The sequence below is a fragment of the Janthinobacterium sp. SUN137 genome, from assembly GCF_030587265.1.
GTDB classification, from domain to species: Bacteria; Pseudomonadota; Gammaproteobacteria; order Burkholderiales; family Burkholderiaceae_D; genus Janthinobacterium; species Janthinobacterium kumbetense.
In genome coordinates, this window is the sequence record NZ_JAPWHZ010000004.1 from 585,933 (window position 1) to 608,816 (window position 22,884).

Annotated in this window: 21 protein-coding genes; 15 read left to right on the forward strand and 6 right to left on the reverse strand. The window is 61.7% G+C overall.

Features of this window, described 5'->3' with window-relative positions; genetic code table 11:
- Positions 1-5 precede the first annotated feature (5 nt).
- Positions 6-1,166: a diguanylate cyclase gene (locus O3298_RS23100; protein ID WP_305060620.1), complete on the forward strand. Its 1,161-nt coding sequence runs from the start codon at positions 6-8 to the stop codon at positions 1,164-1,166.
- Here the strand turns inward: O3298_RS23100 and O3298_RS23105 are convergent, their stop codons facing one another.
- Positions 1,167-3,146 (reverse strand): monovalent cation:proton antiporter family protein, encoded by a 1,980-nt coding sequence (locus O3298_RS23105; RefSeq protein ID WP_305060621.1) that lies wholly within the window; start codon positions 3,144-3,146, stop codon positions 1,167-1,169.
- A gap of 84 nt (positions 3,147-3,230) precedes the next feature.
- Between O3298_RS23105 and O3298_RS23110 the strand changes: the two genes are divergently transcribed.
- The 8 genes from O3298_RS23110 (at position 3,231) to O3298_RS23145 (ending at position 9,943) form a co-directional block, all read left to right on the forward strand.
- Positions 3,231-4,265 carry an SIS domain-containing protein gene (locus tag O3298_RS23110; RefSeq protein WP_369811625.1) on the forward strand — a complete coding sequence of 345 codons (1,035 nt, stop codon included), beginning with the start codon at positions 3,231-3,233 and terminating at the stop codon, positions 4,263-4,265.
- Positions 4,265-4,798 (forward strand): HAD family hydrolase, encoded by a 534-nt coding sequence (locus O3298_RS23115; RefSeq protein ID WP_077398943.1) that lies wholly within the window; start codon positions 4,265-4,267, stop codon positions 4,796-4,798. Before O3298_RS23110 ends, O3298_RS23115 begins: the two co-directional genes overlap by 1 nt.
- A 42-nt stretch (positions 4,799-4,840) precedes the next feature.
- Entirely contained in the window at positions 4,841-5,452 is a 612-nt protein-coding gene (gene lptC, locus O3298_RS23120) for an LPS export ABC transporter periplasmic protein LptC (protein WP_289905730.1), read from the forward strand.
- Positions 5,453-5,477: 25 nt separating this feature from the next.
- Entirely contained in the window at positions 5,478-6,059 is a 582-nt protein-coding gene (lptA, locus tag O3298_RS23125; RefSeq protein WP_077398947.1) for a lipopolysaccharide transport periplasmic protein LptA, read from the forward strand.
- Positions 6,059-6,814: an LPS export ABC transporter ATP-binding protein gene (gene lptB, locus O3298_RS23130; RefSeq protein ID WP_077398949.1), complete on the forward strand. Its 756-nt coding sequence runs from the start codon at positions 6,059-6,061 to the stop codon at positions 6,812-6,814. The genes lptA and lptB overlap by 1 nt, the downstream gene beginning before the upstream one ends.
- A 4-nt stretch (positions 6,815-6,818) precedes the next feature.
- Positions 6,819-8,297 carry an RNA polymerase factor sigma-54 gene (locus O3298_RS23135; RefSeq protein WP_305060622.1) on the forward strand — a complete coding sequence of 493 codons (1,479 nt, stop codon included), beginning with the start codon at positions 6,819-6,821 and terminating at the stop codon, positions 8,295-8,297.
- 69 nt (positions 8,298-8,366) lie between these two features.
- Entirely contained in the window at positions 8,367-8,729 is a 363-nt protein-coding gene (gene hpf, locus O3298_RS23140; protein WP_034778388.1) for a ribosome hibernation-promoting factor, HPF/YfiA family, read from the forward strand.
- Between the two features lie 128 nt (positions 8,730-8,857).
- Positions 8,858-9,943 (forward strand): enoyl-CoA hydratase/isomerase family protein, encoded by a 1,086-nt coding sequence (locus O3298_RS23145; protein ID WP_305060623.1) that lies wholly within the window; start codon positions 8,858-8,860, stop codon positions 9,941-9,943.
- Here the strand turns inward: O3298_RS23145 and rapZ are convergent, their stop codons facing one another.
- The 5 genes from rapZ to ilvA form a co-directional block, all read right to left on the reverse strand.
- The gene (rapZ, locus tag O3298_RS23150) at positions 9,944-10,807 is read right to left on the reverse strand and encodes an RNase adapter RapZ (protein WP_099665687.1); all 864 of its coding nucleotides are present in this window, start codon (positions 10,805-10,807) and stop codon (positions 9,944-9,946) included.
- A 221-nt stretch (positions 10,808-11,028) separates the two neighbouring features.
- Complete coding sequence (hprK, locus tag O3298_RS23155) at positions 11,029-11,964, reverse strand: HPr(Ser) kinase/phosphatase (RefSeq protein WP_034753337.1); 936 nt, start codon at positions 11,962-11,964, stop codon at positions 11,029-11,031.
- Positions 11,965-12,000: 36 nt separating this feature from the next.
- The gene (locus tag O3298_RS23160; protein WP_071079718.1) at positions 12,001-12,483 is read right to left on the reverse strand and encodes a PTS sugar transporter subunit IIA; all 483 of its coding nucleotides are present in this window, start codon (positions 12,481-12,483) and stop codon (positions 12,001-12,003) included.
- A gap of 333 nt (positions 12,484-12,816) precedes the next feature.
- Positions 12,817-13,659, reverse strand: a complete 843-nt coding sequence (gene queF, locus O3298_RS23165) for an NADPH-dependent 7-cyano-7-deazaguanine reductase QueF (protein ID WP_305056644.1) — start codon at positions 13,657-13,659, stop codon at positions 12,817-12,819.
- A gap of 82 nt (positions 13,660-13,741) precedes the next feature.
- A complete protein-coding gene (gene ilvA / locus O3298_RS23170; protein WP_099665685.1) occupies positions 13,742-15,277 on the reverse strand; it encodes a threonine ammonia-lyase, biosynthetic in 1,536 nt (511 codons plus the stop codon).
- A gap of 201 nt (positions 15,278-15,478) precedes the next feature.
- On the opposite strand from ilvA, the gene O3298_RS23175 reads away from it, so the two are divergent.
- The 6 genes from O3298_RS23175 to O3298_RS23200 all read left to right on the forward strand — a co-directional run bounded on the left by O3298_RS23175 (position 15,479) and on the right by O3298_RS23200 (position 22,875).
- On the forward strand, positions 15,479-15,970 hold the full coding sequence (locus O3298_RS23175) for a YqaA family protein (RefSeq protein WP_077398959.1): 492 nt from the start codon (positions 15,479-15,481) through the stop codon (positions 15,968-15,970).
- 269 nt (positions 15,971-16,239) lie between these two features.
- Positions 16,240-20,280: a DUF3683 domain-containing protein gene (locus tag O3298_RS23180; protein ID WP_305060624.1), complete on the forward strand. Its 4,041-nt coding sequence runs from the start codon at positions 16,240-16,242 to the stop codon at positions 20,278-20,280.
- Entirely contained in the window at positions 20,280-20,729 is a 450-nt protein-coding gene (locus tag O3298_RS23185; protein ID WP_099665682.1) for an HIT family protein, read from the forward strand. The genes O3298_RS23180 and O3298_RS23185 overlap by 1 nt, the downstream gene beginning before the upstream one ends.
- Positions 20,730-20,738: 9 nt before the next feature.
- Positions 20,739-21,191 carry a DUF971 domain-containing protein gene (locus O3298_RS23190; protein ID WP_289905722.1) on the forward strand — a complete coding sequence of 151 codons (453 nt, stop codon included), beginning with the start codon at positions 20,739-20,741 and terminating at the stop codon, positions 21,189-21,191.
- Positions 21,192-21,286: 95 nt separating this feature from the next.
- Entirely contained in the window at positions 21,287-21,631 is a 345-nt protein-coding gene (locus O3298_RS23195; protein WP_289912347.1) for a YciI family protein, read from the forward strand.
- Positions 21,632-21,633: 2 nt separating this feature from the next.
- Positions 21,634-22,875 (forward strand): RNA polymerase sigma factor, encoded by a 1,242-nt coding sequence (locus tag O3298_RS23200; RefSeq protein ID WP_305060625.1) that lies wholly within the window; start codon positions 21,634-21,636, stop codon positions 22,873-22,875.
- Positions 22,876-22,884 lie beyond the last annotated feature (9 nt).

Consider the following 22,884-nt stretch of genomic DNA (forward strand, 5'->3'; position numbering starts at 1 on the left):
TTTCTATGAATCAAGCAATACCGCCGGACCCGCGCATTGCCAGCCTCGAAGCCGAAAACCAGGCCTTGCGGGCGCGCATGGCTTTCCTGTTGGAACAGGTCGAGCGCAACCACGACATCATGTGCCGCCACCAGGCGTTTGATCTGGAAATCGTCGGCGCGTCCACGTTTCCCGAGCTGATCGGCACCATTTTCCGCACCTTGCCCGTGATTTCCGACCTCGACGGCGTCACTTTGAGCCTGCTCGACGAGGATGACGATATCGTGCTGGTGATGGAAAAGCTGGGCGTCGATTTCAGCGCCTTCCCGCAATTGCTGTTCGTGCATGCCGTGGCGGAGCTGGGTTTTGCCCCGTCGGCGCCCGTGGCCGAAGGCGAAGCGGCCTTGCCGCCGCTGCCGCTGCTGGGCGCCTTCGATGCCGCCGTGCATGGCCCGCGTTTCCCGGGCATCGGCTCGCCCCTGCGCAGCGTGGCGCTGGTGCCCTTGCTGCGCAACAAGCGCCTGATCGGCAGCCTGAACCTGGCCAGCAGCGACGTGACGCGCTTTACGCCCGTGCTGGGCACGGATTTCATCAAGCATATGGCTTCCATCATCGCCATTTGCCTGGAAAACGTGATCAGCAATGAAATGCTGAAATACATCGGCTTGACCGATTCCTTGACGGGCGTCTACAACCGCCGTTATATCGACCGCCGGCTGCTGGAAGAAATCGCCCGCGCGCGGCGCCAGAATTATTGCATTTCATGCATGTATATCGATATCGACCATTTCAAGCTGGTCAATGACACCTATGGCCATCAGGGCGGCGATGAAGTGCTGCGCGAAGTGGCCACGCGCATCCGCACGGAATTGCGGCGCTCCGATGCGCTGGGCCGCTTCGGCGGCGAGGAATTCGTCGTGCTGCTGATCGACGCTGACCTCGACAGTGCGACATTCGTTGCCGAACGCATCCGCGCCAGCATCGCCGGCACCATGTTCGACTTGCCGGGCAGCGCGCAAGCGTGGGTCAGCGTCTCGATCGGCGTGGCCAGCCTGGAGGCGGATGCGGCGCTGCTACCGATCGAAACGGTGGCGCAGCAACTGGTGGCGCACGCCGACCAGGCCCTGTACCAGGCCAAGGCCGATGGCCGCAACAAGGTCATCAGCTGGCAGGCACCGTCGGACTAATTATTTCAATAGTAATGTTTCCGCCTTGGCCACGGCGTCGGCCGTGCCGCGCAGCACCACCACGTCGCCGCTGGCCAGCTGCGTCTCGGGGGTGACTTCGAGGCGGCCGCGGCCGCGGCGGATGGCCGTGACAAACGCGCCGCAGCCGGCCACGTCGATCGCACTCAAGGGCAAGTCCACGCAATGCGCGCCGTCGCTGACGGTGACCGTATGCAGGCGTTCCAGCTCGGCATCGTCGCCCGCGTCGCTGGAACCGTGGAAATAGCCGCGCAGCGAGGCATAACGCTCCTCGCGCGCCGCCTGCACGCGGTGCACGACGCGGCGCAGGGGCACGCCCATCATGATCAGCGCGTGCGAAGCGAGCATCAGGCTGCCTTCCATCAATTCCGGCACCACTTCGGCCGCGCCCGCCTTCTTCAACTGGTCGAGATCGGTATCGTCGTGGCTGCGCACGATGACGGGCAAGGTGGGCGCCATTTCGTTGAGTAAATGCAATAACTTCAAGGCCGAGGGCGTGTTGGCGTACGTGATCACCACGGCGCTGGCCCGGTAGATACCGGCCGCCACCAGGCTTTCGCGCCGGCCCGCGTCGCCGTAGGACACGTGGGCGCCGGCCAGCTGCGCTTCCTGTACCCGTTCCGGGTCCAGGTCCAGCGCGTGGTATTCGATCTTTTCTTCCGCCAGCAGGGTCGCCAGGCTTTGCCCGCTGCGTCCGAAGCCGGCAATCAGCACGTGTTTCTGCGACGCCATGGTGCGCGTGGCGATCTTCGTCAACGCCAAGGATTGCATCATCCAGTCGTTGGCCGCCAGTTTCATGACGATGGCGTCGGACTTGGCGATGAGGAAGGGCGCCACCAGCATCGACAGCACCATCGACGCCAGCACCACCTGCACGACGAACGGGTCCATCAGCTTGATACCGCCGGCCAGGTTCAGCAGTACGAAGCCGAATTCGCCCGCCTGCGCCAGGCCCAGCCCCGTGCGCAAGGCAACGCCGTTGCTGGAGCCGAACAGCCGGGCCAGGCCCGCGATCAGGGCGAATTTCAGCAACACGGGGCCGCACAGCAAGAGCAGCACGAGCCACCAGTTGTCGAGCACCACACGGATATTGAGCAGCATGCCGACGGTGATGAAGAACAGGCCCAGCAGCACGTCGCGGAAGGGCTTGATATCCTCTTCCACCTGGTGCTTGAATTCCGTCTCGGAAATGAGCATGCCGGCAACAAAGGCCCCCAGGGCCAGCGACAATCCTGCCCGTTCCGTGATCCACGCCGCCCCCAGGGTAATCAGCAGCAGGTTGAGCATGAACAATTCTTGCGAGCGGCGCTTGGCGACGATGGTCAGCCAGCCGCGCACCATCTTCTGGCCGATGAACAGCAGCAAAATGAGCACGACAAGGGCCTTGCCGCCGGCCCAGGCCAGGGTTTCGGCCAGGTTGTCCGAATCGCGGGTGAGGGCGGGAATCAGGATCAGCAGGGGCACGACGGCCAGGTCCTGGAACAGCAGGATGCCGATGATCTTACGGCCGTGTTCGCTTTCCAGTTCCAGCCGCTCCGTGAGCATTTTCGAGACGATGGCCGTCGACGACATGGCCAGCGCGCCGCCCAGGGCGAACGCGGCTTGCCAGCTCAGGTGGATGTAGGCGGACAGGTAGCGGGCGACAAACCAGCCGAAGACGACGGTGGCGATGATGGTGGTGACCACCTGCGCCATGCCGAGGCCGAAGACGATGCGCCGCATGGCGAGGAATTTGGGTAGAGAGAATTCTAGCCCGATGGAAAACATCAGGAAGACGACGCCGAACTCGGCCAGGGTGTGGCTGGCCTCGTTTTCCGCTGCCAGGCCCAGCGCGTGGGGGCCGATGACGATGCCAACGGCCAGGTAGCCCAGCATGGGCGGCAAATGCAACATTCTGAAAGCGACCACGCCCAGCACGGCGCTGCCGAGTAACATCAGGGTCAGTTCAAGCGAGGAAAACATGGGTTGCCCGGTACGGTCAATGGAAATCGTTGTTTGTTGTGACTGGCAAGTTTTTTGCTTTCCTAATTCGTTTATACTTTGGGCATGAGTGTAACCCATGAAAAAACAATGCTGAAAGCTTTTGATCGAATTGACATGCAAGCGACGACCGAGCGCGCTGTCGCGCTGGCCCGCACCACCTTGCAGATCGAGTCCGACGCCATCGTTGCGCTGCACGCGCGCCTGGCCACGGACGACAGCGTGGGCCGCGCCGTGGCGATGTTGCTGCAATGCAAGGGACGTGTCGTCGTCTCCGGCATCGGCAAGTCCGGTCACATCGCGCGCAAGATTGCCGCCACCCTCGCTTCCACCGGCACGCCGGCCCTGTTCGTGCATCCGGCCGAAGCGGCCCATGGCGACCTGGGCATGGTCACCTCGGACGATGCTTTTATTGCCATATCGTACTCCGGTGAATCGTCGGAATTGATGGCCATAATGCCCGTCGTCAAGCGCATGGGCGGCGTGCTGATTTCCATGACGGGCAAGCCCAATTCGAGCCTGGCCCAGCTGGCCGACGTGCACTTGGATATTTCTGTTGAGAAAGAAGCCTGTCCGCTGAACCTGGCGCCGACGGCCAGCACCACCGTCACCCTGGCCCTGGGCGACGCGATCGCCGTGGCCTTGCTCGACTTGCGCGGCTTCAAGGAAGAAGATTTCGCCCGCTCGCACCCGGGCGGCGCCCTGGGCCGCCGTTTGCTCACGCACGTGCATGACGTCATGCGCAGCGGCGAACGCGTACCCAAGGTGCCCGTGGACGCTTCCTTGCTGCAGGCGCTGGAAGAAATGACCAAGAAAGGCATGGGCATGACGGCCGTCGTCGATGCGGACAACCGCCCCGTGGGCGTGTTTACGGATGGCGATCTGCGCCGCATGTTCGAGCGCGTGCAGGATTTCACGCAAGTGGCGATCCGCGACGTCATGCATGCGCAGCCGCGCAGTATCGCGCCCGAACGCCTGGCCGTCGACGCCGTGGCCGTGATGGAGCAGTTCCGCATCAACCAGATGCTGGTCGTCGATGCCGACGGCAAGCTGGTGGGCGCGCTGCATATCCATGATCTGACGCAAGCGAAGGTGATCTGATGGACAGCGTAGCGGACAACCTGGCACGGGCGGCCAAGGTCAAACTGATGATCTTTGACGTCGATGGCGTGCTCACCGACGGCAGCCTGCATTTCGGCCCGGACGGCGAGATGATGAAAACGTTTAATGTGTATGATGGCCTGGGCATCAAGCTGCTGCAGGAATCGGGCGTGCAGACGGCCATCATCAGCGCGCGCCGCTCGGCCATCACGGCGCGCCGCGCGCAAGACCTGGGCATTACCCATGTGCACCAGGGCGGCCACGACAAGCTGACGCCGTTTCGCGAATTGCTGGCGCTGACGGGCTTGACGGAAGAGCAATGCGGCTATATCGGCGACGACGTCATCGACGCGCCCATCCTGAAACGCGTGGGCTTTGCCGTCAGCGTGCCGGGCGGGCGTCCGGAGGCGCAGGGCCTGGCACACCATGTGACGCAGGCCGGCGGCGGCCGCGGCGCGGTGCGCGAGATCTGCGAATTCCTGCTGCGCGCCCAGGACAACTATGCGCGCGTCATGGCGCCGTTCCTGGAGTGAGGCGCGCCGCCTCGCCAGTGACCTTTGAAAGAGTGAAGCCCTATGCGTAAGCCAGGAGGCGCCCATCGCTGGCGCATGATTTTTACCGTGCTGGGCGCGGTTGTCGTCGCGCTGGGCAGCTTTTGGCTGCTCGAGGTGATGAACAAGAATGGCCAGGACATCACGGCCAGCAAGCATCTGGATGAACCTGACTATTTCATCACCAATTTCAGCCTGGTGCGCATGGATTTGACGGGTAAACCCAGCTATATCGTGTCGGGCACCAAGCTCACGCATTATCCGCTGGACGACTCGTCCGATATCGACCAGCCCTTCGTGCGCAAGCTCACGCCAGGCATGCCGCCGATGAACATGAATGCGGAACTGGCGCATATCGACCAGGATAATACCCGGCTGCAACTGCACCGCAAGGTCGTGATCGACCGCGTGGCCAGTCCGAAGGCGCAGAACCTGACGGTCAAGACGGAAGCGCTGACGGTGTTCCCGGACGAGGAAAGAATGGAAACGGATGTGCCTGTCGATATCCTGACGGGCGCCTCGCGCATCAATGGCGTCGGCATGAAGGCGAATAACGCCACCGGCGTCGTGGAAGTGCAGAATGCGCTGCGCATGGTCCTCCCGCCGAAACCGCGCCCGGCCGCGGCGGCAAAATGACAGAATGAAACAAGGAAACCATATTATGAAGAACATCTTGCTGTTGACCGTATTTTCGCTGGCCATCATGGGCGTGGCGCATGCCGAGAAGGCCGATTCCGAGAAGGAAGCCGTCATCACGGCACGCAGCGGCCACGTCGATGACATCAAGCAGGTGCGCACCCTGACGGGTGACGTCGTGCTGGTCAAGGGTACCCTGACCATGAAGGCGGGCCGGGCCCTGATCACGGAAGACCCGCAAGGCTACCAGTTCATCACCTTCTGGGCCGATCCCGGCAAGCTCGCGACCTTCCGCCAGAAGCGCGATGGCGCGGGCGACCTGTGGGTCGAAGGCGAAGCGGAGCGCGTGGAATACGACAACAAGACGGAAGTGGTGAAACTGTTTTCCAGAGCCAAGCTGACGCGCCTGGAAGGGGCGAAAGTCACCGATGTGGCCAACGGCGCCTTCATCTCGTATGACAGCCGCAAGGAAGAATTTGCGATGGAAAATTCCAACAGCGGCACCAGCACCGCCGATGGCGGCAGCGTGCGCATGGTGATCCAGCCGAAGACCAAGGCGCCGGCAGCGGAGAAAGCGCCGGCCACGCCCGCGCCAGGAAAGAAATAATGGAAAATACACGTTGCGGCAGCACCCTGATCGTTCGCGGGTTGCAAAAAACCTATGGCAAGCGGCAAGTCGTGCATGATGTCTCGCTGCAAGTCGAATGCGGCGAAGTGGTGGGCTTGCTGGGCCCGAACGGCGCCGGCAAGACCACCTCGTTCTACATGATCGTCGGCCTGGTGCCTTCCGATGGCGGCAGTATCGATATCAGCGGCGTGGATATCTCCAGCCTGCCGATCCACCGCCGTGCGCAGATGGGGCTGTCCTACCTGCCGCAGGAAGCGTCCGTCTTCCGCAAGCTGACGGTGGAAGACAATATCCGCGCCGTGCTGGAAATCCAGACCGTCGAAGGCCGTCCGCTGACGAAGGCCGAGATCGAGGAGCGGCTGGATAAATTGCTGGCCGACTTGCAGATTGAAAAGCTGCGCGAGAACCAGGCGCTGTCCCTGTCCGGTGGCGAACGCCGCCGCGTGGAAATCGCCCGCGCGCTGGCCACCGATCCCCGTTTCGTGCTGCTCGACGAGCCGTTCGCCGGCGTCGATCCGATCGCCGTGATCGAGATCCAGCGCATCGTGCGTTTCTTGAAGGAGCGCAATATCGGCGTGCTGATTACCGATCATAATGTGCGCGAGACGCTGGGTATTTGCGACCGTGCCTACATCATCAACCAGGGCTCGGTGCTGGCGTCGGGACGCCCCGACGACATCATCGCGAACGAGTCGGTACGCCGGGTCTATCTGGGCGAACACTTCCGCATGTAAGCCAATGAAACAATCATTGCAGCTGCGCACTTCGCAGCACCTGGCACTGACGCCGCAGTTGCAGCAATCGATACGCCTGTTGCAATTGTCTACCCTGGAATTGCACCAGGAACTCGAGCAATTGCTGACAGACAATCCCTTGCTCGAACGCCTCGATGATCCGCTCGACCGCTCGCTGCGCCTGCTGTCCGACGGGGCCTTGAGTTCCACGGCCGCGCCGACCGAAGCGCCGCCTCAGCCGCCAGGCCAGGAGGCGCCTGCGGCGCCGGCCGAAGCGGAAGCGTTTGACGGCGAGGGGGGCGACAGCCCGGCCGCCGCGGATGGCGGCGACAGCGACTGGAGCGAGGCAAGCCGGGGCAAGGCGCCCGACGACGAAGATTCGCGTCCGCAATTGGAGGCCCATCACTGCACCCTGCGCGAACACCTGATGGAGCAGATGCGTGTGACGGTGCTCGAATTGCGCGACCGCGCGCTGGTCGAGCTGATCATCGACGCGCTTGACGACAATGGCTACCTGGAAGAGTCGCTCGACGACATCCTGGCGCGCCTGCCGGAAGAGCTGGAAATCGACGCCGACGAGATGCGCACGGCCTTGTCGCTGCTGCAAAGTTTCGATCCGCCGGGCGTGGGCGCGCGCAACGCGTCCGAATGCCTGGCCCTGCAAATCAAGCGCTTGCCGCACATCGCCATGGTGACGCGGCGCATGGCCCTCGTGATCGTGGAAAAGCACCTGGCCTGGTTTGCCCAGCGCGATTTCAACAAGCTGAAAAAAGCCCTCGATTGCGACGATGAAGACTTGCGCGAAGCGCAGACGGTGATTCGCCAGTGCAATCCGCATCCGGGCGCCGTGTTCGCCTCGGACGTCTCCGATTACGTGGTGCCCGACGTCGTCGTCAAGCGCGCGCGCAATGGCTGGCAAGTCACCCTGAACAACGACGTCATGCCGCGCCTGCGCGTCAACGCCATGTACGCCAACTTGCTCAAGCAGGGCAAGGGGGAGGGCGCCATGGGTGCACAGTTGCAGGAAGCCAAGTGGCTGATCAAGAATATGCGCCAGCGCTTCGACACGATCCTGCGCGTGGCGCAGGCGATAGTAGAAAGACAAAAGAACTTTTTCTCGCATGGGGCCGTTGCCATGCGCCCCCTTGTGCTCCGTGAAATAGCTGATACACTGGGTTTACACGAGAGTACTATCTCGCGGGTAACAACTCAAAAGTACATGCTGACCCCGCACGGCATGTTCGAGTTGAAATATTTCTTTGGTAGCCACATCGCCACCGAAGCGGGGGGCGAAGCGTCATCGACGGCGATACGGGCATTGATCGTGCAACTGACAGGAGCAGAAGACCCTAAAAATCCTTTATCCGACAGTAAGATTGCGGACATGCTGGGGGAACAAGGCATGGTGATTGCGCGACGTACTGTTGCCAAATACCGGGAAGCATTAAAAATTCCGCCAGTGAGCCTGCGTAAGTGTTTGTAAGTTTTTTTCGGTTCCTCTGCGGGCCGGATAGGATGGACCGCACGAACCCGATCATCTTTAGGAGTGTGTATGAATCTCACCATCAGCGGACATCATCTCGAAGTGACACCAGCCATCCGTGAATACGTACAAACGAAGCTGGAGCGCGTGAAACGTCATTTCGATCAAGTCATCGATATCGCCGTGATTCTGACCGTGGATAACCTCAAAGAGAAAGAAAAACGTCAAAAGGCTGAAGTCAACCTGCGTTTGAGCGGCAAGACTGTCTATGTGGAAAGCTTGGCGCACGACCTGTACGCCGCGATCGATACCCTGATCGACAAGCTCGATAGGCAAGTGATGAAATACAAAACCAAAGTGCAAGGGCACGGTAAAGAGGCGATCAAGCATCTGCCAGACAACTCCGAGGAGGAAGCCGTCGTCGCCGTCTAAGGCCACCCGCTTCCAGCAGTTGTGATCAACTAAGGGCGCACATTGCGCCCTTTTTTGCGCCCAGCGGAACGCAATGTTCCCCGCGCAGGCATTAGAATATTCGCACTTTCACTTCTTTCTAGCCTGCCATGAGCGACTTCGTCCAGACTTCCATCGGCAACCGCACCGGGCACATCGTGCTCGACCGTCCGAAAGCCTTGAATTCCCTGTCGCTGGAGATGGTGCGCGCGCTGAGCGCGGCCCTGCTGGCCTGGCGCGACGATCCGCAGGTGGACGCCGTCGTGATCCGCTCCAGCAGCGACAAGGCCCTGTGCGCCGGTGGCGACATCCGTTTCTTTTACGATGCGGGTCTGGCCACGCCGCAAGGCGGCAGCGCCTTGCTGGAAGATTTCTTTACGGAAGAATATGCTTTAAATCATTTAATTCATTTCTACCCGAAACCGTATATCGCTGTGATGGATGGCGTGGTGATGGGCGGCGGCATGGGCGTGGCGCAAGCCGGGCCAGGCAACCGCTTGCGCATCGTGACGGGCCGCACGCGCATGGCCATGCCGGAAGTCAATATCGGTCTGTTTCCGGACGTGGGCGGCAGTTATTTCCTGTCCCGCCTGGCCGGCCAGCTGGGCCTGTACCTGGGCTTGACGGGCTTGACGATCAACGCGGCCGACGCCCTGTACACGGGCCTGGCCGATGTCTACCTGCCTGAAGCGCAGATGGGGGCGCTGCTGGACCTGTTTGAATCGACGCCGGGCGAGGCCTTGCCGGTGGCCATCAAGGCGCTGGCGGCGCCATTCCAGGCCGAGGCAGGCGTTTCTCCCCTGGCCACGGCGCGCGCGGCGCTGGACCGCCATTTCAGCGCGGGTTCGGTGGCGGCCATCATGGCTTCGCTGGCGCAGGATGACAGCGCGTTCGCCGCCAAGGCGCTGGCGGCCATGCGCCTGCGTTCGCCCCTGATGATGTCGGTGACCCTGGAATTGCTGCAGCGGGGCGCCCACCTGGGCGTGGCCGATTGCCTGCGCCTGGAGCGCACAGTCGTGCGCCACAATTTCGAACATGGCGAAGTGCTCGAGGGCGTGCGCGCGCTGGTGGTCGACAAGGACAATGCGCCCCGCTGGAACCCCGCCAGCCTGGACGAAGTCGATACAGCCATGGTGGCGCGCTTCTTTGCCCCCGTCTGGCCGGCTGCGGCGCATCCGCTGCGCCACCTCGATTAATTAGCTGCGCTCGCGGTGGCGCAGTACCACGCGCTCGTTGGGGCCGAAATATTGTGCCAGCCGCTCCGCCATGTACACGGAGCGGTGCTGGCCGCCCGTGCAGCCGAGGGCTACCGTCAGGTAGCTGCGGTTGTCGGACTTGAATGACGGCAACCATTTTTCGATGAAGGCACGGATATCGGCCAGCAGTTCCAGCGCGCTCGGCTGCGCGTCGAGGAAGGCGATCACGGGCGCGTCGCGGCCGTCGAGGGGGCGCAAGGCCAGGTCGTAATAGGGATTCGGCAAGGCCCGCACGTCGAAGACGAAATCGGCGTCCAGCGGCACGCCCAGCTTGAAGGCGAACGATTCGAAGAACAGGGTCAGCGGCGCGCGTTCGGAGGCGACGATATCCTTGATCCAGGCACGCAGCTTGTTGGCGCTCAGTTCCGACGTGTCGATCACATGGCCCAGCTGTTCGATGGTCGACAGGCGTTCGCGCTCTTCCGAAATGCACTCGATCAGGGTGCGGCGGCTGGCCGGATTCTGGTTCGGACGCAATTCGTGCGACAGCGGATGGCTGCGCCGCGTTTCCGAGAAGCGGGCCACCAGCGAATGCGTGGTGGCTGTCAGGAACATGACCTTGACGTCGTGCCCCTGGTCGCGCAGCAGGGCCACATTGTGCGGCAGGCTGGTCAGCGACTCGGCGCTGCGCGCATCGACGGCGACGGCCAGTTGCGGTGTACCTTCGTCGAGCAGGGTCTGCACCAGGCTGGGCAGCAAGGCCGGTGGCAGGTTGTCGACACAATAGTAACCGGTATCTTCCAGCACATTGAGCGCGACGGATTTACCGGAGCCGGATATTCCGGTGATAAGGACGATATGCATAGCCCGATCATACAATAAAGACCGGCGCTCCGCTCCCAAGGCAACTATCTTTACAAATTATTGCAATTTCGACTGTAGTATTGGTTAAACAAAAGAGGGCGTGCTTCTTGCAGATTAATCCCCGCTGATTGCCAATCTCTGGTGTAGCAGGGAATTCACGCAGCACTGCTGCGTGCCTGCGCAATGGAGTTCGCCCTTGCAAGGGCGAACTCCATTGCAGACTAGTCACCACTCATTGCTAATCTCTGCCGTTCCATGAACTCCTGCAAGGTATCGATGCCGCGCAGTTGCAAAATCGTATTGCGTACGGCCGCTTCCAGCAGCACGGCGATGTTGCGGCCGGCGGCGACGGGGATGACGACCTTGCGTACGGGCAAGCCCAGCACGTCTTCCGTGGGGAACAGGAAAGGCAGGCGTTCGACTTCTTCTTCCAGCGCGTTGCGGCGCACGAGGTGCACGATCAGTTTCAGACGCATCTTGCGGCGCACGGCCGTTTCGCCAAAGATGGCCTTGATATCGAGCAAGCCCAGTCCCCGCACTTCCAGCAGGTTTTGCAGCAGGGGCGGGCAGCGGCCTTCGATCATATTGGGCGCGATGCGCGAGAATTCGACGGCGTCGTCGGCCACCAGGCCGTGGCTGCGCGAGATCAGCTCCAGCCCCAGCTCGCTCTTGCCCAGGCCCGAGTCCCCCGTGATCAGCACGCCCACGCCCAGCACGTCCATGAACACGCCATGCATGATGATGCGCTGCGCCAGTTTTTTCGACAGGTAGACGCGCAGGAAGTCGATCACTTGCGCGGCCGGCAGCGGGGTGGAGAACAGGGGAATGTTTTGTTCGTCGCAGATGGCGAGGATGTCGGGCGGCGTTTCCAGCCCTTGGGCGATGATCAGCGCGGGCGGGCCGCCGGCGATCAGTTCGCCGATCACGTGGGTGCGCGTGTTGACCTTCAGGCGCTGGTAATAATTGATTTCCTGGTGGCCGAAGACCTGGATGCGGCCCGGATGGATCAGGTTCAAGTGGCCCACCTGGTCGGCGGCCGACGAGACGTCGCCCGAGATCAGGCGCTCGCCGCCGGGGAAGCCGGCGAACCAGCCCAGTTGCAGACTTTCACGATTATCGTCGTACAGGCGTTGTATCGTCAGCGGCGTTTGCAACATGGCAGTCTTCTTCAGGAGTGGAGGAATACCTGAAGTTTAACCTGCCGCTTGCAGACTGGGTTGCCAATTGACGATGCGCGAATGCACGGATTTCGGTTCCGGATCCGTGGCCAATGCCGTGCGGAAGGCGTCGTCGGAAAACATTTCGGCGATTTCCGACAGAATTTCCAGATGTTGCTGGGTGACATGATCTGGAATCAGCAGGAAAAACAGCAGATTGACGGGCTTGCCATCGGGCGATTCGAATGGAATCGGCTCGGCCAGGCGCACGAAGGCGCCCAGCGGCGCTTTCAAGGTTTTGCTGCCCTTGACTCTGCCATGCGGCACGGCCACGCCATGACCCAGTCCGGTCGAGCCCAGGCGTTCGCGGGCAAACAGATTGTCCGAGACGGTAGAGCGGGCGATGCCGTAATTGTTTTCGAAGATCAGGCCGGCTTGCTCGAAGGCGCGCTTTTTACTGGAGACTTCCAGGTCCAGCAGGACGTTCTCGAGGGATAATATTTTGCTAAGATTAGTCATGACACTCAATGAAATGGTGCAATGCGCAGAGGGCTTGCGAGCCGAATTATAGGCCTGTTTCGGCGGCCTGTAACGCCAATTCTCAACAGTATACGCCCGCTGCGGGCGCAGTGGGCGCTACAGCCCACGTGGTCATCATTTTAGCAAAAAAATAACATCGGCGTGTATCGGCTATTTCTTGATTAAAAACACGCGGTGCGCCGGTTTTTCCGCCGCCGAATGCCGATTTTCCGATTTTTCAGCGTCTTTGACATGCTCTGCGGCACTACTGCAACGTTGTTTTAAAACACAGCCAACATTCCTGTTGGCATGGTTGCGGGGTGTTGTTTGGCGTTACTGGCGCGCATTGCGCAGATTGCCCGGCATCGCCCCGGTGCTGAAGTTGCTGCGCCAGGGATTGATGTCGAGGCCGCCGCGGCGCGTGTAGCGCGCATACACGGACAGTTTTTGCGGCTTGCACTGACGCAAGATATCGACAAAGATGCGCTCCACGCATTGCTCGTGGAATTCGTTGTGTTCGCGGAAACCGATCAGGTAGCGCAACAGGCTTTCCTGGTCGATCTGCGGTCCCGCGTACTCGATCTGCACGCTGCCCCAGTCGGGCTGGCCCGTCACCAGGCAATTCGATTTGAGCAAATGCGAGACGAGTTTTTCTTCCACCGGCGCTTCATCGAGCGCCGCCTTCAGGAGCAGCGGCGAGGGCGTGTATTGCGTGATTTCCAGGTCCAGGCGGTCGAGCAGCACGCCGTCGAATTCGCCCATTTTCAGCTTGCCGAAATCGTCCTGCAAGGTCAGTTCCACTTGCACGGGCGCGCCGAAACCGTTCGATAAATCCTGCTTGAGCAGGGCCAGCAACGCATCCGGGCTGTCCAGCCTGGTCTGGTTGAACGAGTTTAAATAGAGCTTGAACGACTTCGATTCGATGATGTTCGGCGAATCGGCCGGCGCGCTGACCTTGGCAATCGCCACCTGCGGCTTGCCGCGCTGGTTCAGCCACGACAGTTCATACGCATTCCAGATATCGAGGCCGAAGAACGGTAATGTGCCGCGCAATTCCAGCTCGTCGCGCTTGCCCTGGCGGGGAATGGGAAACAGCAGTTCCGGCGCGTAATCGGTGCGGTAGGCGGAGCTTTTGCCCAGCGGGGATTGTTCGGCGAGGTCGTTGGTGGTGGTCATGGTCGTGTGGCGTGAATTCAGTCAAGCACGCATGGTAGCCTAATTCTCCCGACGGCGAGTAGCCGCCGCCGGGAGGTGATGCTTACCCCAGGAACAGCTTATAGACGGGATTGCTGCTTTCATCCCAGTAACGGTATCCCAGGGTATCGAGGAAGCGGGCGAATTCTCCCATTTCATCGGGCGGCACTTGCAGGCCGATCAGGATGCGCCCGACGTCGCCGCCCTGGCTGCGGTAGTGACATAGGGAAATATTCCAGTTCGGCGCCATGCTGTCGAGGAAGCGCATCAGGGCGCCCGGGCGCTCCGGGAACTCGAAGCGGTACAGCAGCTCGTCCTGCGCCAGCCGGCTCTTGCCGCCCACCAGGTGGCGGATGTGCGACTTGGCCAGCTCGTCGTGGGTCAGGTCCAGGGTCTTGAATTCGTGTTCCTCGAAGGTCTTCGCCAGCACGCTTGATTCATGTCGGTCGGCAATTTGAATGCCGACGAACACGTGCGCGGCCTTTTCATCGCTGATGCGGTAGTTAAATTCCGTCACGTTGCGCGCGCCGATGAGCGAGCAGAAACGCTTGAAACTGCCCCGCTGTTCGCGCATGGTGACGGCAAACACGGCTTCGCGGAATTCGCCCAGTTCGGCCCGTTCCGCGACAAAGCGCAAACGGTCGAAATTCATGTTCGCGCCGCTGGCGATGGTGACCAGGGTTTCATTGTTGACGGGGTGCTTGGTCAGGCTGGCCCGTTCCACATAGGCCTTGGCACCGGCGATGGCCAGCGCGCCGGACGGCTCCAGGATGCTGCGCGTATCCGTAAACACGTCCTTGATGGCGGCGCAGATGGCGTCCGTGTCGACGGTGATGATTTCATCGACATACGCCTGCACCAGGCGGAAGGTTTCCTCGCCGGCCAGGCGCACGGCCGTGCCGTCGGCAAACAGGCCCACGTCGTTCAGGGTCACGCGCTCGCCCGCTTTCAGCGAACGGGCCATGGCGTTCGAATCGACGCTTTGCACGCCGATGATCTTGATGTCGGGACGGATCTGTTTCACGTAGGCGGCAATGCCGGCGATCAAGCCGCCGCCGCCGATGGGCGCGAAGATGGCGTGGATGGGGCCGGCGTGCTGGCGCAGGATTTCCATGCCGATCGTGCCCTGGCCGGCGATCACGTCCGGATCGTCGAACGGGTGCACGAAGGTCAGCTTCTGTTCCTTTTCCAGGGTCAGCGCATGGTTGTAGGCATCCGTGTACGACTCGCCGTGCAGCACCACTTCCACGTGCACGCCGCCGCGTCCCTTGACCGCCTCGACCTTCACCAGCGGCGTGGTGGTCGGCATGACGATGACGGCGCGGCAACCCATGCGCGCGGCCGACAGGGCCACGCCCTGGGCGTGGTTGCCGGCCGAGGCGCAAATCACGCCCCGTTTACGGTCCGCTTCGCTCAGCTTGGACATCTTGTTGTAGGCGCCACGAATCTTGAAACTGAACACGCTTTGCATGTCTTCGCGCTTGAAGTAAATCTGGTTGTTCAGGCGCTGCGACAGGGCAGGGGCCAGTTCCAGCGGCGTTTCGGTAGCGACGTCATAGACGCGGGCGGTCAGGATTTTCTTGAGGTAGTCGATGTTCATAGTCTGCAAGCAAGTGATTCTGGGCCAGAAAGGGTCTGGAGCGTGTCGGGCGATAGCGGCGGCGCCGCGGCGGATAGCCTGGCGACAATAATGCTCTGTGGAACTGCGGGCGGGTAGGCCTGTGCCGGCCGGCGCGGATTGTGCGGCGCGCAAGCTGCTCTTCATTATAATGGAGAGCCTTACTGCATCGCGAAGTGTTCCATGATCGAATCCGCAATCGCCTGGCTGCTGCAGCTGATCGCAGCACCGGAAGTCGGGCTGACATCGGTCTTTCTGATCAGCTTTATTTCCGCCACCCTCTTGCCGCTCGGCTCGGAACCGGCCGTGTTTGCCGTCATCAAGGCCAACCCCGCGTTGTTCTGGGCCACCATCGGCGTCGCCACCCTGGGCAACACCCTGGGCGGCGTCGTCGACTACTGGATGGGCTACCGGGCCAAGCAGGCGTTTGCCAAGGAACGCGACACGCGCTGGTTCCGCTGGCTGGCCCGCTATGGCGCCAAGACCATGCTGCTGGCCTGGCTGCCCATCGTGGGCGACCCGCTGTGCACCCTGGCCGGCTGGCTCAAGCTGCCGTTCTGGCCCAGCGTGGCCTACATGGCCGTCGGCAAGTGCGCGCGCTACCTGACCATGACGGGCTTGCTGCTGTATGTGCCCGATGGCGTATGGCACCGGATTGGACAAATGCTGGCGTAAAGTGGGCGCAAACGGGGCGTAATGCAACGCCGTTTTGCCCCATTTTTGGGCAGTTCGATAGTTTGCAGCAGACTCTGATTCTTGGCATTTTTGCGTCGAAAAATGATTAAAGCTGGTTTTTTATTCATGCAAAATAGGGCTTTTCCGTATTTGCTATGGTGACGGATGCGGTGCTTAAACCTTGGGCGGCATAAGGCTGTTCCCGCATGGTGCGGCGCAATAAGATAAAATGGGCCTTTAGGGTCCAGTCCACATCGTCACCACACTCCATGAACGCTCCCGCACATATCCAAGCTTTACTGGCAGAAACGCCGAATGGTCCCGCAGCAAGCCGCCTGCGCGAAATCCCGTATAACTACACGTCGTTTTCCGATCGCGAGATCGTCATACGCCTGTTGGGGGAGGACTCCTGGCGCCTGCTCGACGAGCTGCGCGGCGCCCGCCAGACGGGCCGTTCGGCCCGCATGCTGTACGAGGTGCTGGGCGACATCTGGGTCGTGCGCCGCAATCCCTACCTGCAGGATGACTTGCTCGACAATCCGAAGCGCCGCCAGGGCTTGATCGATGCCTTGCATCACCGCCTGGCCGAAGTCGACAAGCGCCGCCTGTCCATCGACGCAGCCGGCGGCGACGTGGCCGCCAGTGGCGAATCGCCCGAAGTGGCGCAAGCGCGCAGCGCCAATGTGGAGCTGCTGCTGAAAGCGGCCAGCAAGGCCGTGGCCGACTTTGGCGACGAATTCCGCAAGACCTACGACTTGCGCAAGCGCACGGTCAAGGTGCTGGGACGCTATACGGAAAAGCATAATGTGCGCTTCGACGGCATGACGCGCGTGTCGCACGTGACGGACGCCACCGACTGGCGCGTGGAATACCCGTTCGTCGTGCTCACGCCCGACACGGAAGAGGAAATGGCCGGCCTGGTGAAGGGCTGTATCGAGCTGGGGCTGACCATCATCCCGCGCGGCGGCGGCACCGGCTACACGGGCGGTGCGATTCCCCTGACGCCGATGTCGGCCGTCATCAACACGGAAAAACTCATCACCCTGGGCGCCGTGGAAATGACGGTCTTGCCGGGCCTCACGCACGAATACGCGACCATCAATTCGGGCGCCGGCGTGATCACGAATAAAGTGTCGGAAGCGGCGGAAAAGGCTGGTTTCGTGTTTGCCGTCGACCCGACGTCGGCGCACGCCTCTTGCATTGGCGGCAACGTCGCCATGAATGCGGGCGGCAAGAAAGCCGTGCTGTGGGGTACGGCGCTGGACAACCTGGCCTCGTGGCGCATGGTCGACCCGAACGGCGACTGGCTCGACGTCACGCGCCTCGACCATAACCTGGGCAAGATCCACGATATCGCACTGGCACGTTTCCAACTGGAATGGCGTCACCCGAGCACGCGCGACGCCACGAAACCGAACGCGCCGTTCAAGACGGAAATCCTGGAAATTCCTGGCCGCAAGTTCCGCAAGGAAGGCCTGGGCAAGGACGTCACCGATAAATTCCTCGCCGGCTTGCCGGGCATCCAGAAAGAAGGCTGCGACGGCCTGATCACGTCGGCGCGCTGGATTTTGCACAAGATGCCGAAGTTCGCCCGTACCGTCTGCCTGGAATTCTTCGGCCAGGCGCGCGACGCGATCCCGTCGATCGTGGAAATCAAGGATTACCTCGACGGCTTGCCGGCGAAAGGCGAGCAATACACGACCATCCGCCTGGCGGGCCTGGAGCATCTGGATGAGCGCTACCTGCGCGCCGTCGGTTACGCCACCAAGTCGAAGCGGGGCGTACTGCCGAAGATGGCCCTGTTCGGCGACATCGTCGGCGACGATGAAAATGCTGTCGCGCAAGCGGCGTCGGAAGTGGTGCGCATCGCCAACACCCGCGTGGGCGAAGGCTTTGTCGCCGTCAGCCCGGAAGCGCGCAAGAAATTCTGGCTCGACCGTGCTCGCACGGCGGCGATCGCCAAGCACACGAATGCGTTCAAGATCAATGAAGATGTCGTGATCCCGCTCAATCGCATGGGCGAATACACGGATGGTATCGAACGCATCAATATCGAGCTGTCGATCAAGAATAAACTGCAATTGGCTGATGCCCTCAGCGAATTCTTTGGCAAGGGTAATTTGCCAGTAGGCAAGAGCGACGATGCGTCCGACGACCGGGTCGACGATGCGGAAATGCTGGGCGACCGCGCTGAGCAGGCACAGCAGCTGTTGGCGCAAGTCACGGCACGCTGGACCTATCTGCTGGCCCAGCTGGACCGTCCGCTGGCGGACGTGAAGGGCGAATTGGCCGAACTGGGCATGGAGCGCTTGTTGCCCGTGTTCGATGCGCGCCTGGAAACGCAGCCGGACGCCACCCTGTTCGACGTGGTGCAGGACCGCACCGTGCGCATTACCTGGAAGCAAGAGATCCGCGCCCAGCTGCGCCAAATCTTCAACGGCGCCGCGTTCAAGCTGATCCTCGACGAGGCCACCGCCATCCACGCGCGCATCTTGCGTAGCCGCGTATTCGTCGCGCTGCACATGCATGCGGGCGATGGCAATGTGCACACGAACTTGCCCGTCAACTCGGACAATTACGAAATGCTGCAGGACGCCCACGAAGCCGTGGGCCGCATCATGATCCTGGCCCGCTCGCTCAATGGCGTGATTTCCGGCGAACACGGTATCGGCATCACCAAGTTGGAATTCTTGACGGAAGAAGAGATCGGCGAATTCCGCAGCTACAAGCAGCGCATCGATCCGGAAGGCCGTTTCAACAAGGGTAAATTGCTGAACCTGCCGGGCATGGGCGCCGACTTGCGCAATGCCTACACGCCATCGTTCGGCCTGATGGGGCATGAGTCCTTGATCATGCAGCAAAGCGATATCGGCGCCATCGCCGACAGCGTCAAGGATTGCTTGCGTTGCGGCAAGTGCAAACCCGTGTGCTCGACCCACGTGCCGCGCGCCAACTTGCTGTACTCGCCGCGCGACAAGATCTTGGCGACCTCGTCCCTGATCGAAGCCTTCCTGTACGAAGAACAGACGCGCCGCGGTATTTCCATCAAGCATTGGGAAGAGTTCGAGGACGTGGCCGACCACTGCACGGTCTGCCATAAATGCGTGACGCCTTGCCCCGTCAACATCGACTTTGGCGATGTGTCGATGAACATGCGCAATTTGCTGCGCAAGATGGACAAGAAGAGCTTCAATCCGGGCACCAAGGCCACGATGATGTTCCTCAACGCCACCGATCCCGTGACCATCAACGCCACGCGCAAGGTCATGATCGGCTGGGGCTACAAGGCGCAGCGCCTGGGCCATGACTTGCTGAAGAAATTTGCCAAGAAGCAAACCAAAGCGCCGCCGCCATCGACGGGCAAGCCGCCCGTCAAGGCGCAGGTGATTCATTTTATTAACAAAAAGATGCCGGGCAACCTGCCGAAGAAATCGGCACGCGCGCTGCTCGATATCGAAGACGATAAAGTCATCCCGATCATCCGCAATCCGAAGACGACGACGGCCGATACGGAAGCCGTGTTTTACTTCCCTGGTTGCGGTTCGGAACGTTTGTTCTCGCAAGTGGGCCTGGCCACGCAAGCGATGCTGTGGGAAGTGGGCGTACAGACGGTCTTGCCGCCGGGCTATTTGTGCTGCGGTTATCCGCAGCGGGGCGCGGGCGAGTTCGACAAGGCCGAGAAGATGATGACGGATAACCGCGTCCTGTTCCACCGCATGGCCAACACGCTCAATTACCTGGACATCAAGACGGTGCTCGTGTCGTGCGGCACTTGCTACGACCAGCTGGCTACGTATCAGTTTGAAAAGATTTTCCCTGGCTGCCGCATCATGGATATCCATGAGTATTTGCTGGAGAAAAACGTCAAGCTGGAAGGTGTCAACGGCACGCGCTATATGTACCACGAGCCATGCCACAATCCGATGAAGCTGCAGGAATCGGGCAAGACCATCAATTCCCTGATCAGCACGGTAGACAACGTGAAGATCGAGAAGAATGACCGTTGCTGCGGCGAATCGGGTTCGCTGGCCGTCACGCGCCCGGACATTTCCACGCAAGTGCGTTTCCGCAAGGAAGAAGAGATGGTCAAGGGCGCCGACAAGCTGCGCGGTGACGGTTTCACGGGCGACGTCAAAATCCTCACCAGCTGCCCGTCGTGCCTGCAAGGCTTGTCGCGCTACAATGACGATTCGGGCACGACGGCCGATTACATCGTCGTCGAGATCGCCAAACACTTGCTGGGAGAGAACTGGATGCCGGATTATGTGAAACGCGCCAATGACGGCGGCATCGAACGGGTGCTCGTGTGATGTCCACGAGTTGCGATCTGTGCAACTTGCTGGACGGCTACGCCAACAAGCAGGGTCTGGAGACCTTGCTGTGGCGCAGTGAGCGCTTGTCCGTCGTGGCTGTCGACGATCCTGCCTATCCCGGCTTTTGCCGCGTGATCTGGAACAAGCACGTGAAGGAAATGACGGACTTGACGCCCGGCGAGCGCAATTACGTGATGGAAGTCGTGTGGCAAGTCGAACTGGCCGTGCGGGAAGTGATGCAGCCGGAAAAGGTGAATGTCGCCAGTTTCGGCAACATGACGCCGCACGTGCACTGGCACGTGATTCCCCGCTACCGCGACGACGCGCATTTCCCGAACCCCAGCTGGGCGGTGATCCAGCGCGAAACGGCGCCCGAGGTGCTGGCCGCGCGCCGCGCCCTGCTGCCGGCCTTGCGCGACGCCATCCTTCAACGTTTATCCGCATAAAGTATTGTCATGACTGAAAAAGCAGCAACACCCCAACCCACCGGCTTGACCGTGCACAACCAGTCGCGCGTGCTCGACGTGGCCTTCGACGATGGCAGCGAATTTGCGCTGCCGTTCGAATACCTGCGCGTGTATTCGCCGTCGGCCGAAGTGCAGGGCCATGGCAAGGGCCAGGAAACCTTGCAATTGGGCAAGCGCCTGGTCGGTATCACGGGTCTGGAGCCGGTCGGTAACTACGCCGTGCAGCCCACCTTCAGCGATGGCCACAATTCCGGCCTGTACACCTGGGCCTATCTGTACAAGCTGGGCGCCGAGCAAGCGACCCTGTGGCAGGATTACCTGGATCGCCTGGCAGCCGCCGGCTACCCGGGCGACAGCGGCCGCGATGCCAAGGCGGACATGACGGTCAAGCAATCTTCCGGCGGTCATGTTCATGGACCCAGTTGCGGTCATAAGCATTAATTAAAAATAATGCGGTAATCTTGTCGGATTGCCGCCGCCCCGTTCGTCGTATGGATGCCCGCGCTTGCGGGCATTTTTCTTTTGGAGAAGAGACTATGGAATACATGATCCTGATCTACGCCGACGAGGCGCGCTATGCCGCCATGGAGGAGGGCCAGATGGCCAGCCTGATGGCCGACTTTGCCCGCTATACGCAGGACCTGGAGGCGGCGGGCGTGATGCGCGGCGGCGCCGAGCTGGCGCCTGTGCGCAGCGCCACCAGCGTGCGTGTGCAAAACGGCAAGCCTGTCATCACGGATGGGCCGTTCGCGGAAACCAAGGAGCAGCTGGGCGGCTATTACCTGCTGGACTGCGCCCACCTGGACGAGGCGCTGGCCTGGGCCGCGCGTTGTCCGGCGGCTTCCCTGGGCACCATCGAAGTGCGGCCTGTCACGGCATAAACATGGCCAGTGACGCCATTGCGGCCGTCGAACACGTCTTTCGCCAGGAAAAGGGCAGGGTGCTGGCCGGCCTGATGCGGCGTTTCGGCGACCTGGGCCTGGCGGAAGATGTGTTGCAGGAGGCGTGCCGCAAGGCGCTGGAACTGTGGCCGCAGGCGGGCATCCCGTCCAATCCCGCGGCCTGGCTCAGCTCGGTGGCGCGCAACGCGGGCCTCGATCACGTGCGCCGCGCGGGCAAGAGCGTCAGCGAGGCCGAGGCCGTGCTGTCCTGCCTGCCGGCCGCCATGCTTGATGAAACGCAAGCCATCGAGGACGACCGCCTGCGCCTGCTGTTCATCTGCTGCCATCCCGCGCTGGCGCCCGAGGCGCAGGTGGCGCTGGCCTTGCGCACCCTGTGTGGCCTGTCCACGGGCGAGATCGCGCGCGCCTTCGGCTTGGCGGAAGCGGCCCTGTCGCAGCGGCTATTGCGCGCCAGGCGCAAGATCGCCGAAGCGCGCATCCCTTTCGAGTTGCCGCCGGCCCAGGATTGGCCGCAACGGCTGGCGCAAGTGCAGCATGTCATTTATCTGGTGTTTAGCGAAGGCTATTGCGCCAGCGGCGGCGATAGCCTGCTGCGCGCCGACCTGTGCGCGGAAGCGCTGCGCCTGGGGCGGCTGCTCGACAGCCTGCAGCCCGGCCAGCCGGAAGTACAGGGGCTATTGGCCTTGCTGCTGCTGCAGGCGTCGCGCGGCCCGGCCCGCCTCTCGCCCGAAGGCCAGTTGTTGACCCTGGAAGAGCAGGACCGGCGCCTGTGGCAGGGCGACCTGATTGCCGAAGGGCTGGCCGTGTTGGAGCAAGCCTTGCCGGCGCGCACGCCGGGGCCCTACCAACTGCAGGCGGCCATTGCCGCCTTGCACGCCAAGGCCGTCACGGCCAGCCAGACGGACTGGCGCCAGATCAGCGCCCTGTATGGCGCCTTGTTGCGGCACAAACCGGAACCCTTGATTTTGCTCAATGCCGTGATCGCCTGCGCGATGGCGCATGGCGCAGAGCACGGCCTGGCGTGGCTTGAACGCCTGGAAGCCGTGCCCAGCCTTGCCAATTCGCATTATCTGCACGCGGCCCGGGCCGACTTGCTGCGCCGCCAGGGCGACCGGCGGGGGGCGCTGGCGGCATATGCCCGGGCGGCCATGCTGGCCGCGAATGCGGTGGAAAGGCAATACCTTCTCCGGCGTCACGGGGAAATGCGCCTGCCGCTTGTATAATGCTCCCAA

Bases quoted from the DNA above. Each gene is read 5' to 3' on its own strand.
- queF (WP_305056644.1), bottom strand. From the start codon at position 13,659: ATGACCACCACCAACGACCTCGCCGAACAATCCCCGCTGGGCAAAAGC.
- lptA (WP_077398947.1), top strand. From the start codon at position 5,478: ATGAAGAACATCTTGCTGTTGACCGTATTTTCGCTGGCCATCATGGGC.
- hpf (WP_034778388.1), top strand. From the start codon at position 8,367: ATGAATCTCACCATCAGCGGACATCATCTCGAAGTGACACCAGCCATC.
- O3298_RS23145 (WP_305060623.1), top strand. From the start codon at position 8,858: ATGAGCGACTTCGTCCAGACTTCCATCGGCAACCGCACCGGGCACATC.
- O3298_RS23180 (WP_305060624.1), top strand. From the start codon at position 16,240: ATGAACGCTCCCGCACATATCCAAGCTTTACTGGCAGAAACGCCGAAT.
- O3298_RS23175 (WP_077398959.1), top strand. From the start codon at position 15,479: ATGATCGAATCCGCAATCGCCTGGCTGCTGCAGCTGATCGCAGCACCG.
- O3298_RS23160 (WP_071079718.1), bottom strand. From the start codon at position 12,483: ATGACTAATCTTAGCAAAATATTATCCCTCGAGAACGTCCTGCTGGAC.
- hprK (WP_034753337.1), bottom strand. From the start codon at position 11,964: ATGTTGCAAACGCCGCTGACGATACAACGCCTGTACGACGATAATCGT.
- lptB (WP_077398949.1), top strand. From the start codon at position 6,059: ATGGAAAATACACGTTGCGGCAGCACCCTGATCGTTCGCGGGTTGCAA.
- O3298_RS23105 (WP_305060621.1), bottom strand. From the start codon at position 3,146: ATGTTTTCCTCGCTTGAACTGACCCTGATGTTACTCGGCAGCGCCGTG.
- ilvA (WP_099665685.1), bottom strand. From the start codon at position 15,277: ATGAACATCGACTACCTCAAGAAAATCCTGACCGCCCGCGTCTATGAC.
- O3298_RS23110 (WP_369811625.1), top strand. From the start codon at position 3,231: ATGAGTGTAACCCATGAAAAAACAATGCTGAAAGCTTTTGATCGAATT.
- lptC (WP_289905730.1), top strand. From the start codon at position 4,841: ATGCGTAAGCCAGGAGGCGCCCATCGCTGGCGCATGATTTTTACCGTG.
- O3298_RS23200 (WP_305060625.1), top strand. From the start codon at position 21,634: ATGGCCAGTGACGCCATTGCGGCCGTCGAACACGTCTTTCGCCAGGAA.
- rapZ (WP_099665687.1), bottom strand. From the start codon at position 10,807: ATGCATATCGTCCTTATCACCGGAATATCCGGCTCCGGTAAATCCGTC.
- O3298_RS23190 (WP_289905722.1), top strand. From the start codon at position 20,739: ATGACTGAAAAAGCAGCAACACCCCAACCCACCGGCTTGACCGTGCAC.
- O3298_RS23195 (WP_289912347.1), top strand. From the start codon at position 21,287: ATGGAATACATGATCCTGATCTACGCCGACGAGGCGCGCTATGCCGCC.
- O3298_RS23115 (WP_077398943.1), top strand. From the start codon at position 4,265: ATGGACAGCGTAGCGGACAACCTGGCACGGGCGGCCAAGGTCAAACTG.
- O3298_RS23135 (WP_305060622.1), top strand. From the start codon at position 6,819: ATGAAACAATCATTGCAGCTGCGCACTTCGCAGCACCTGGCACTGACG.
- O3298_RS23185 (WP_099665682.1), top strand. From the start codon at position 20,280: ATGTCCACGAGTTGCGATCTGTGCAACTTGCTGGACGGCTACGCCAAC.
- O3298_RS23100 (WP_305060620.1), top strand. From the start codon at position 6: ATGAATCAAGCAATACCGCCGGACCCGCGCATTGCCAGCCTCGAAGCC.